Raw genomic sequence first — 9287 nt, 5'->3', positions numbered from 1 at the left:
GACTTGGGTCATGGTTCTATCATAACTTCCGCATTCCTCCCGACACTGACCCTACGGGTACAGTGCGGGGCTCCTGCAATTTCTAGCTGACGAACAGCTTTAAGTTGCATCGCTTCCTAACTTCCCTCTTCCCCTGGGAGTGGTCGCGGAAGCAGCGCGGAACGCTTGGGGAGTGTCCCAATCCAGTTTGGAATGGCTATGGCTTGCATGGCGAAGCCATACACTGTTGCCCAGGGCTGCAGCGATTGCATCCTGCTCGTTGCCAAACAGAATGGCAGTATCCCGCAAAGCTCTGATCTCTGACGCTGCGAAACTTCGGGTCTTTGCTCTCTCGAAAGGCCAACCCTGCCTCTTGAATGGCGTTCCGCTTGAGGTGGCAGGGATCCTCTTTCACCCACTGCGGCAGGTCAGTGCAGGATGATGTCCCCCAGCTTTCTGGCTGTTTTTGGAGCCCCCTGCTATCGCGAACGGCACAGCCGGTCTTTGTGGGCAACCACAAACGTATGCAAGCAGACACCAAAGTAATGGCCGGATTAGAGTCAGGCTCCTCTAGCGGGCCAGGTACCGTTCCAAGCGTCCCTGGAAAAATGACAAGATTAACGTCAGCAGCCAGTACCACAGCGCTGCCACCACCAAAGCCTCAAAAAAATGTTGGCGCGGCAAACCCGCCTGTCGAGCCCGGCCCATCAACTCCTGCAAAGCAATGGCGCTGGCCAGGGCAGTGTCTTTCTGCATGGCGATGAATTGGTTGCCAATGTCGGGTAGGACAATTCGGAAAGCTTGCGGCAAAATGATGCACCACAGGGTTTGCCAGGGCTTAAGCCCCAGGGCATAGGCAGCTTCCCGCTGCCCAATGGGAATGGCTTGGATCCCGGCCCGGAAGATCTCGCTCATGTAGGCGCCATAGTTCAGGCTCAAGGCCAGCACCGCCGAAGTAAACGAGCCGAACACCAGACCCAGTTGCGGCAAAGCCTGGTAGATAAACAAAAACTGCAGGAATAGAGGTGTGCCCCGCATCAGCGAGACATAGAGAGCGGAGAGGCTGCTCAGAGGGGCAATCTGGGAGAGGCCCGCCAGCGCCGACAAAAAGGCCAACGTGGTAGCGCAGAGGATGGAGACCAAGGACAGTTGAAAAGTAGTGCCCACCCCTTGCGAGATAAACCACCACCACTCGCGCACAAAGTTGCCGTTGAGACGCAAGGTACGGATGGGGATCCCGGCCAACTCCAACTGTACCCCGCTGAAGGTGAACACCAACAACAGCAGCCACAAAACCAACCACAACCCCTGGGCCACCGGGAACGGGATCCCTTTTCGAATCCGGGGCGGTGGGTAAATGGGCTGCTCCAGTGGGATAGAGTCTTTGCTCACTCAGCTTTTTTCGTCAGATCAATGCCGTAATACCGCTTCGAGAGGGCTGTTAGCGTGCCGTCCGCATGCATGGATTCTAAGATTTCGTTAATTTTGGCTTGCAAGCTCTCGGAAGGGGCAGGGCTGGAGCGATCCAAGGCCACAGCCAAGGCTTCATAGTAGACCGGATCCCCCAGAGTTTTCAGGGGCAGCCCTTCCCGAATGGCATTTTCAGCCGTCGGCAAAGCCGTCAAGACTGCATCCAAGCGGGTGCCATCCCCCAGTGCCAAGTCCTGCAGAGCCAGGCTATCGGTGTCGTAGATGCGAATGTCCACCCGCGGGGCCGGAACTTGGATGGTCTCTCCTTCCAGGGTGAGGTTGCCCTCCAGGTAAGCTTGGTAGGTGGTGGCGGTGCCCACCCCAACTCGCTTTCCTTCCAAGGCGGCGATATCTGTCAAGGTCGAGGCTTGGTGGACCACGAAGCTGGCGGGGGTGTAGTAGTAGGGAATGGTAAACAGCAGAGCTTTCTGGCGCTCGGCAGTTACGGTCATGGAGCCGACATTGACATCCCAGCGGCCATTCCAAGATCCGGCGGTGATGACATCGAAGTTGATATCCAGAAACTCAGCCTCTACCCCCAAGCGCTTGGCGATCTCGCGCGCCACATCCACATCAAATCCTTCCCAAGTGCCGTCAGGGTTGCGGTAGCTCTGAGGCCGGTAATTGGAGTCGGTGGAAACCCGGAGTACCCCGCGCTCTTGAATTTGAGCCAACAGGTCTCTGCTTTGGGCCAGCAGGGATCCCTGGTGTGTGCCTAGAGCCCAGCATCCGGCCAGGGTCAAGCAAAGGGCTTGTAGGGATCGGCGTCGAGAAACAGACATCGGCAAAACCTCAGATGAAGGTGAAGGGCAAACCCATTGGAATCCATCCAAGCTATCCAAGGCTGTCACAATTCCCGTTGCAAGGTAGTATCACCTGACACTGCCGCTTTGGGTGGCTATTCCCGACTGGGGCGAGCGGGTCGCAATTCTCCAAACATGCTCTAAAAAAGGCAAATCAACTGTCTCAGGATTGAGCTTATGAATCCCAATTGAGATTGAAATATCTCCTCCAGAAAGGCATCCCCTGAGACTTGCGATCAAGACTCGTGCTGTGTTGCCCGGGGGGGCAATCCGTATCCCTCTGTGGGCAACGGAGAATCGACGTTCTGGGTAGCAGAAAACATTTGGCTCGACCCAATGGATCCCCCTTAGCAATTGGGCGGAGAGGATGTCAATATCTTTGGAAGAGAACGGGGTTGAGGGTGGTTATGCAAGCGGTGATCTTGGCGGGTGGGAAAGGAACTCGTTTACGGCCCTTTACCTTTTTGCAGCCTAAGCCTTTGTTGCCCCTTTTGGATGTGCCCTTTTTGGAATGGCTGATCGGGCGCTGCCGCCGAGCCGGCCTGACAGATATTTTGCTCAGCGTGGGTTATCTGGGCCAACAAATTGAGGCTGCTCTGGGAGATGGCGCTGCTTTGGGGGTGAAGCTCCGCTACATTCCCGAAGAGACGCCTTTGGATACGGCAGGAGCTTTGGTGCTGGCTCAGCCCTATTTCACCGGGGATCCCTTGGTGGTTTTCAATGCCGACATCCTCACGGATCTGGATTTGCAGGCGTTGATGCAATGTCATGTGCAGAGCAAGGCCATGGCCACCCTCACCCTCGCCCGCGTGGAAGATATCACCGCCTATGGCCTGGTGGAAGTTGGGGAAGAGGGCCAGATCCAATCTTTTCGGGAAAAACCCACCCCTGCAGAAGCCCTCACCCTCACCACCGACACGATCAACGCCGGCACCTATGTCTTGGATCCGGCCATTTTTAAAGACTACCCCAGTGGGGATCCCCTCAGCTTTGAGCGGCGTGTCTTCCCCGATTTGCTCAGGCAAGGGCACCGGCTGCAAGCTTATCTCCACGCAGGCTACTGGCGGGATCTGGGCACGCCGGCCAGCTACTACCACGGCCAACTGGACATTCTTCTGGGCCGAATGACGGATTTTCCCTTAGAAAATGTGCAGCAACAGGCGCCGGGGATATGGGTGCACAAAACGGCTGAGATCCATCCCAGCGCTCAACTGCACGCCCCCTGCTACATCGGCGCCCACACCCGTTTGGGATCCCAAGCTCAGATTCCGGCAGGCACCATCCTCGGCAGCCACAGTTGGGTAAATGGATCCCTGCAGCCGGGAGCCTACGGGCCGAGAGTCCTGGTAGTGTAGGTTAAGTGCAAGTTAAGTCCACAACCATCCACGACAAAGCCATCAACAGATGGAGTTACCACAAACTGGGGAACGCTGGGATCCCTACCTTGCTGCCGTAGCTGCTCGCTTTAATCGGGAGCTGGAAATTCAACTGGGTCGGCCAGGTTGGCAACTTCCCCCAGACCTGGAGCAACTGCCTTTTTGGCAAGCCCAGCAGCGGGATCACCTGCAAGAACGCCTCGGGATCCCCTTTTGGCAACTGCGTGCCCCCAAAAAACGGGAAGCCTGTTTGGATTTGGGCTGTGGGGTAAGCTTCCTGACCTATCCCTGGAACGATTGGCAAGCCTACTTTTACGGCCATGAGCTGAGCGGTGAGATTGTGCGCTTTATTCGCTCGCGGGCACCCCAGCTTAACTCCAAGCTGTTCAAGTCAATGCAACAGGGATCCGCCCACCATTTGGAAAACTACGAGTCGGAGCAATTTGATCTGGCCATTGCCACCGGATTTTTGTACTACTACCCGATTGAGTACTTCGACGCGGTTTGGGCAGAGTTGATGCGAGTGTTGCGACCGGCTGCACCTGTGATTATTGAAGTGGTCAATCCCGACTCGGTGTGGGCGGAACAATGGGGCCTCATCGAGCTATTCAAAGGCACCGAACCGATTTTCACCCCCCTAACGGAGTGGGAGCGGCGCATCGCAGCCTTGGGGGGCAAAATTCAGAAACAGGCCAGTGGCGAACTGTTCACCACCTATTGGATTCAGCGCAGACCGTGATCTGCTCACAACCGGGAAAGTATCGGAGCATTCGGAGTAGTGGGGTAACCTTTAAGGCTGGGTACTAAGATTAAAAATAAGATAAAGATTAAGATTAAGAAGTGTGATCCCGGACAAGGGATCCACCGCCATCCATGCAAGCCTCCTCTCCCACCTTCCTCTTGGTTGATGGCTACAACATCATCGGAGCTTGGCCCACCCTGAGCCAGTTAGCGCGTCGCTCCCTGATGGAATTGGCCCGTCTGCGCTTGGTGGAATCTTTGGCCAACTATGTGGCCTTCCGGGGCTACCAGGCGACCGTGGTGTACGATGCCTACGCCCAACCCACTCCAGCCCGGCAAGAGCGCTCCCCTTCGGGTATCGAGATCCTGTATACCTCCTATGGCGAGACCGCCGACAGTTGTATTGAACGGCTGTGTGCCCAGTTGCAGAGGGATGGGTGTCGGGTACGGGTGGCTACCTCCGATCGTGTCCAGCAATTGGTGATCGGTGGCTACAACGCCGAATGGGTCTCGGCAGAACAATTGTGGGATGAAGTGCAGCAGGCCCAGCAGCAGATCCGGCGCGTCCAACCAAAACGGCTATCGAGCAAGCGGGGCATTGATGCCTACTTGGATGCAGATACCCTCTCACGCCTAAACCGCTGGCGGCTGTCCGGCCAAGATCCCATGCGCTAAATGCCATCGTAGGGAACGGTGGGAGCTCCATACCAAAGATGCTCTTCATCTGGCGAGGCAGTGGGCAACTGCTCCTGTGAAGGATCCGCCGGAGCTAGCTCCCGCTCATCCACCAACACCAGCACCCGCACAACTCGATTTTTGGGCAATTGCTCCTGCGCCCGCATGGGCAAAATCAGTTGACCTTGGCTGTCGGTACGAGCCCAGAACTCATGCGCTTTCATGCTGTTTCCCTGAGATGGCTAGGAATATACCAGCTTGCCCCAAGCTCTGCCTTCGGCGCAGTCAAAAAAAGACTCCGTCCTGCCGACGGAAACAGATGAGATCCCATCATTGAGACCGGGATCCCTGGGCCAAGCCGTGTTCTCGAAACCAAGCCTGCAACCGTTCCCAAGCGTCACCAGCCGCTTCTGGGCGATAGGTGGGGCGATAATCGGCAAAAAAGGCGTGGGGAGCATCCGGGTAGATGATCAACTGCGATGGATCTCCGCAAGCTTCCAGAGCTGACTTCATTTGCTCCACCGTTTCCAAGGGAATGCTGGTATCTGCACCACCATACAAACCCAACACAGGTGCCTTCAGGCTGGCTGCCACATCCAGCGGATGCCTTGGGGTTAAGAGTGTGGACTCTCCCACCAAACGACCGTACCAGGCAACACCCGCCTTCAAGCCGGGTCGGTGAGCCGCGTACAACCAAGTGATTCGACCACCCCAGCAAAAGCCAGTAATGCCCACCCGCTCTGGATCCGCACCTGAGTTGCCAATTGCCCAATCCACCGCCGCATCCAAATCCGACATCACCTGAGCATCGGGCACCTGGGAGACGATGGCGCGAATCTCCTCAAGGCTCTGCAGCTGAGAAACATCCCCCTGCCGGAAAAACAGCTCGGGAGCCACTGCCACATAGCCCAACTTCCCCAAGCGGCGACAAATGTCTTGAATGTGTTCGTGTACACCAAAGATCTCTTGCACCACCAAAACCAGTGGAAAAGGGCCAGAGCCGGTCGGCTTGGCACGATAGCCAGGGATCTCGCCATCTGGGGTGGGAATGGTGACGGGGCTGGCTTCCAATCCTTCGCTATCGGTGATGATGGTTTGGGCAAAGATCGGCTGTACTGCCGAGGCAAACCCAGCAGCGACGTTGGCCAGCTTCAACTGACGGCGCTTCCAGCTGCTGGAGGATCCCCCCTTGGGTTGCTCCGCATACATAGGCCCAATCCTCAAAAACACAAACCCCTCTTCTCAGGATAAACAATATTTTGTCTGTAAAGATTCTTTCTACTGACAGTCTCGATGCAAATCTTGCCTATCCTGTCTGAGATCTGCATCGTAGAGCTGTTAAGATCGGCTCGGCACAGCGATGCTGATCAACGGAAATGCAACTCAAGAGACAGTTAAAAATCAGTTAAAAACCGGAAATCTTTGGGTTAAGCATTTCAAGAAGCATCGATGCCATCTCGCACTTTGGAGCTTATTTGGCAGTTGCCGAAATTGTTGGATGATGGCAGCGTTGGGCAGAGCCAAAAAGACAAACTGAGCGTTTGGCAATAGCGGCAAAACGGCAATTGTACTGGTGCAGATGGCCTTGACAAGTGAGATAAGTTTGCTTCAACAAATCTCAAAAGCCGCTGGCAGGTAGTCAACCAAAGCATAGCTTACCCCTTCCCCAGAGGCCCGACGTTCTATCAGCGCAACATCAAAACGGCAGGACAACTCGGAGAGGTGGGGATGCTGGCTCAAGAAGGCTTGGGCAGCCCGGATCAAGCGTCGCTGCTTGGGGATCCCAACCGCCAAAAGCCCGCCTCGATCCCAGCTACCGGGGCTACGGGTTTTCACCTCTACGAAAATCAGCACATCAGCTTTGTGGGCAACCAGATCCAGCTCGCCCCAAGGGCAGCGCCACCGCTGGGCCAGGATCTGCCAGCCCTGCTGACAGAGATATTGCCGCACCCAGTCCTCTCCGGCGTCGCCTGTATTCTGGAGAGAAGCTCCTTTGGGCAAGGGATCCATGAAAAAATCACCAATCACCAGCGCCCGGCTCTAATGAGCAGAGCCATTGCCGTGATACTTGTCGGTGTCGTAAAAGCCGTTGCGGGTGCCGAAGTAGAAACTTGCCAGAGAGAGGACAAGAGCAACCCCCACCAAGACTAACTTTGCATCCACGTGGTTTTCCCCTGATTTTCTCCTCAACCGTGATCATAATAGCCTGCCGCTCCTTCACAATCCTCTGGTAAGCGATGCGCGGCACTGATATCGGCCAAGGCACAGCAAGTCTTGGGGGATCCCATTGGAGAGCTTTTCTTGAATGCTTGAATGAACTACTCCCACTGGGAGCTCAGCATGCTACCATTCAGACGGAAAGGGAGTAGTCAGGCGGCTTACCGCCCTCTGTATCGACATACTGGCTAAAAACAGCCCGGTGCAAGAGACAAAGCAAGCCCGGCAGGCTGCTTTGGTGACGAGACTTTCACTGAGTTCACGCAGAGGTGAGCTTGGTGAGTCCGTCTGACTTTCCCAGCCTTCACCTCTAGGTGTGAACCGATTCCACACACAAGAGAGGTTGGAGGCTAAACGATGTGGGCTGGTTTTGCGTCAAGTTTGCTGTTGGTTACGGTAGCAGAGTTTGGGGATAAAACCTTTTTTACCCCCCTGATTCTGGCTATGCGACACCCGCGCCGCTGGGTTTTCTTGGGGACGTGGCTGGCTTTGGCCGTGATGACCTTGCTGGCGGTGGTGGCCGGGAAGGTGCTTTTCAAGCTGCTGCCACCCCTGGGCGTGAGAGTGTTATCGGCTGGGGTTTTCGCGGCTTTTGGGCTGAGAATGCTCTGGCAAGCTTACAAGATGACTCCCCAGCAGGAAAAAGAAGAAGAGGAAGAAGCCCTCAGGCTGGTGGAGCAGGCAGAAGAAAAAGGGGCGGGCCGCGGCGGTGCTTGGGCTATTGTGTGGGAAGCCTTTAGCTTGACGGCCTTGGCCGAGTTCGGGGATAAAACCCAGATTGCCACCGTCTCCTTGGCGGCTACCCACCCGGGATTGAGCGTCTGGGCAGGGGCTACCCTTGGCCATGGACTGATGGTGGGGCTGGCGGTGGTGGGAGGTCGTTTTTTAGCAGCTCACATCTCTGAACGCGCCGTGCATTGGGTGGGGGGCGGCTTATTTCTGGTGTTTGCGTTGCTAACCGGTTGGGAGCTGCTGGGATCCGGGATCAGCCAAATTCCTGTTCGATGATCCGCCATCGGGCAGTGATCACACCTGGCTCTAGGCTGAGGCGGCTGACGACAAGTTCTAGGGCCTGGTCATCGCGGGTTTGGGTGACTAGCTCTGCTTCGACTTTGACCAGATCGGGCTTGTCCTCCAGGTCTTCGCTGTAGAGGGCACGCAGTTTGAGATGGGTGGGAGCTATACCCTGCAGGAGCAAGGCGCGGATGTGGGCCTCTGCTTGGCTTTTGCAGATGAACGAACACTCATAGACCAGTTCCAGTTCTGTGCCTTTCAAAGGCTGCTGGTTGATGCGGTAGCCCAGTGGACGCAGCACAACGTTGGAGATCAACACAGCTGCGGCCCCAATGGCAGCTTGGGGAATGTACCCCGATCCGGCAAAGGCTCCCACCGCGGCTGCACACCAGATGGTGGCGGCGGTGTTCAGGCCACGGACGCTGGCTCCTTCCTTGAGGATCACGCCACCGGCCAAAAAGCCAATCCCCGATACCACTTGGGCCGCAATACGGGTCGGGCTGCTTTCATCAGGGGTGAGAACCGAGAGCATGACAAACAAAGCTGCACCCGTGGCCACCAAGGTGTTGGTGCGTAAGCCGGCCATGCGCTGCCGCCACTGTCGCTCCAGGCCAATGAGGGATCCCAGGACAAAGGCAACGGCCAAACGCAAGGTGAAGTCAATCCAGGTCATGCTCCGGTTCTCGTGAAAGGATAAAGTTTAGCCATCCTCATCTGGGATCCCAAGGGCAGTGGCTTCCTGTTGCAAGGTTTGCCAGAGGGCTTCCAGTTGAGCAAAGGCGGATTCTGGGGCCAGCTTACCACCTGTTTCTAAAGCACAGGTTATGCCCACCCGATAGGCATACTGCTGCAGCCGTGACCGAAATTGAGCAGCAGCCAAGGGAGATAGAACTTTCAAGGTCATGGCACACCTCCTAAATGTTTGCTGTAACCCTTCCTAAATGTTTGCTGTAACCCTTCGTTGGTCAAAGGACACCTCGTAAAAGTGCTCTGCGCCGCCGTCGCGATGGCC

Annotated in this window: 12 protein-coding genes and 1 pseudogene; 4 read left to right on the top strand and 9 right to left on the bottom strand. The window is 56.2% G+C overall.

What is annotated here, in order from left to right; all coding sequences use genetic code 11:
• Positions 1-289 precede the first annotated feature (289 nt).
• The 3 genes and pseudogenes from NW834_RS09555 to NW834_RS09545 all read right to left on the bottom strand — a co-directional run.
• A pseudogene (locus NW834_RS09555) lies at positions 290-455 on the bottom strand (RNA-guided endonuclease TnpB family protein); the annotation flags it as partial.
• A gap of 94 nt (positions 456-549) precedes the next feature.
• Positions 550-1371 carry an amino acid ABC transporter permease gene (locus tag NW834_RS09550; protein ID WP_228375426.1) on the bottom strand — a complete coding sequence of 274 codons (822 nt, stop codon included), beginning with the start codon at positions 1369-1371 and terminating at the stop codon, positions 550-552.
• Positions 1368-2231, bottom strand: coding sequence for an ABC transporter substrate-binding protein (locus tag NW834_RS09545; protein WP_414418947.1), 864 nt, complete (start codon positions 2229-2231; stop codon positions 1368-1370). The genes NW834_RS09550 and NW834_RS09545 overlap by 4 nt, the downstream gene beginning before the upstream one ends.
• A gap of 428 nt (positions 2232-2659) precedes the next feature.
• Here NW834_RS09545 and NW834_RS09540 point away from each other — a divergent pair, with 428 nt between their 5' ends.
• From NW834_RS09540 to NW834_RS09530, 3 genes are all read left to right on the top strand, one after another.
• Positions 2660-3607, top strand: coding sequence for a sugar phosphate nucleotidyltransferase (locus NW834_RS09540; protein WP_414407381.1), 948 nt, complete (start codon positions 2660-2662; stop codon positions 3605-3607).
• 49 nt (positions 3608-3656) lie between these two features.
• Positions 3657-4367 (top strand): class I SAM-dependent methyltransferase, encoded by a 711-nt coding sequence (locus tag NW834_RS09535; protein ID WP_011429577.1) that lies wholly within the window; start codon positions 3657-3659, stop codon positions 4365-4367.
• A 134-nt stretch (positions 4368-4501) separates the two neighbouring features.
• Positions 4502-5044: an NYN domain-containing protein gene (locus NW834_RS09530; protein ID WP_011429576.1), complete on the top strand. Its 543-nt coding sequence runs from the start codon at positions 4502-4504 to the stop codon at positions 5042-5044.
• Here NW834_RS09530 and NW834_RS09525 read toward each other — a convergent pair.
• The 4 genes from NW834_RS09525 to NW834_RS09510 all read right to left on the bottom strand — a co-directional run bounded on the left by NW834_RS09525 (position 5041) and on the right by NW834_RS09510 (position 7207).
• The gene (locus NW834_RS09525; protein ID WP_414418946.1) at positions 5041-5268 is read right to left on the bottom strand and encodes a hypothetical protein; all 228 of its coding nucleotides are present in this window, start codon (positions 5266-5268) and stop codon (positions 5041-5043) included. The genes NW834_RS09530 and NW834_RS09525 overlap by 4 nt on opposite strands.
• 106 nt (positions 5269-5374) lie before the next feature.
• Positions 5375-6253 (bottom strand): dienelactone hydrolase family protein, encoded by an 879-nt coding sequence (locus tag NW834_RS09520; RefSeq protein ID WP_414343271.1) that lies wholly within the window; start codon positions 6251-6253, stop codon positions 5375-5377.
• A gap of 399 nt (positions 6254-6652) precedes the next feature.
• The gene (locus NW834_RS09515) at positions 6653-7054 is read right to left on the bottom strand and encodes a YraN family protein (RefSeq protein ID WP_414330526.1); all 402 of its coding nucleotides are present in this window, start codon (positions 7052-7054) and stop codon (positions 6653-6655) included.
• A 30-nt stretch (positions 7055-7084) separates the two neighbouring features.
• Positions 7085-7207, bottom strand: coding sequence for a hypothetical protein (locus NW834_RS09510; RefSeq protein WP_011429573.1), 123 nt, complete (start codon positions 7205-7207; stop codon positions 7085-7087).
• A gap of 411 nt (positions 7208-7618) precedes the next feature.
• On the opposite strand from NW834_RS09510, the gene NW834_RS09505 reads away from it, so the two are divergent.
• On the top strand, positions 7619-8269 hold the full coding sequence (locus NW834_RS09505) for a TMEM165/GDT1 family protein (RefSeq protein WP_414418321.1): 651 nt from the start codon (positions 7619-7621) through the stop codon (positions 8267-8269).
• Here NW834_RS09505 and NW834_RS09500 read toward each other — a convergent pair.
• Both NW834_RS09500 and NW834_RS09495 read right to left on the bottom strand, forming a co-directional pair.
• Entirely contained in the window at positions 8247-8948 is a 702-nt protein-coding gene (locus NW834_RS09500; RefSeq protein WP_414388027.1) for an MgtC/SapB family protein, read from the bottom strand. The genes NW834_RS09505 and NW834_RS09500 overlap by 23 nt on opposite strands.
• Before the next feature lie 27 nt (positions 8949-8975).
• Positions 8976-9179, bottom strand: coding sequence for a hypothetical protein (locus tag NW834_RS09495; RefSeq protein ID WP_238376758.1), 204 nt, complete (start codon positions 9177-9179; stop codon positions 8976-8978).
• Positions 9180-9287 lie beyond the last annotated feature (108 nt).

Origin of the sequence: Synechococcus sp. R60.1 (assembly GCF_047461835.1) — a bacterium.
Classification (GTDB): Bacteria; Cyanobacteriota; Cyanobacteriia; order Thermostichales; family Thermostichaceae; genus Thermostichus.
Note: the sequence above shows the minus strand (reverse complement) of the source record. Positions and strands in the feature narration are given on the sequence as shown.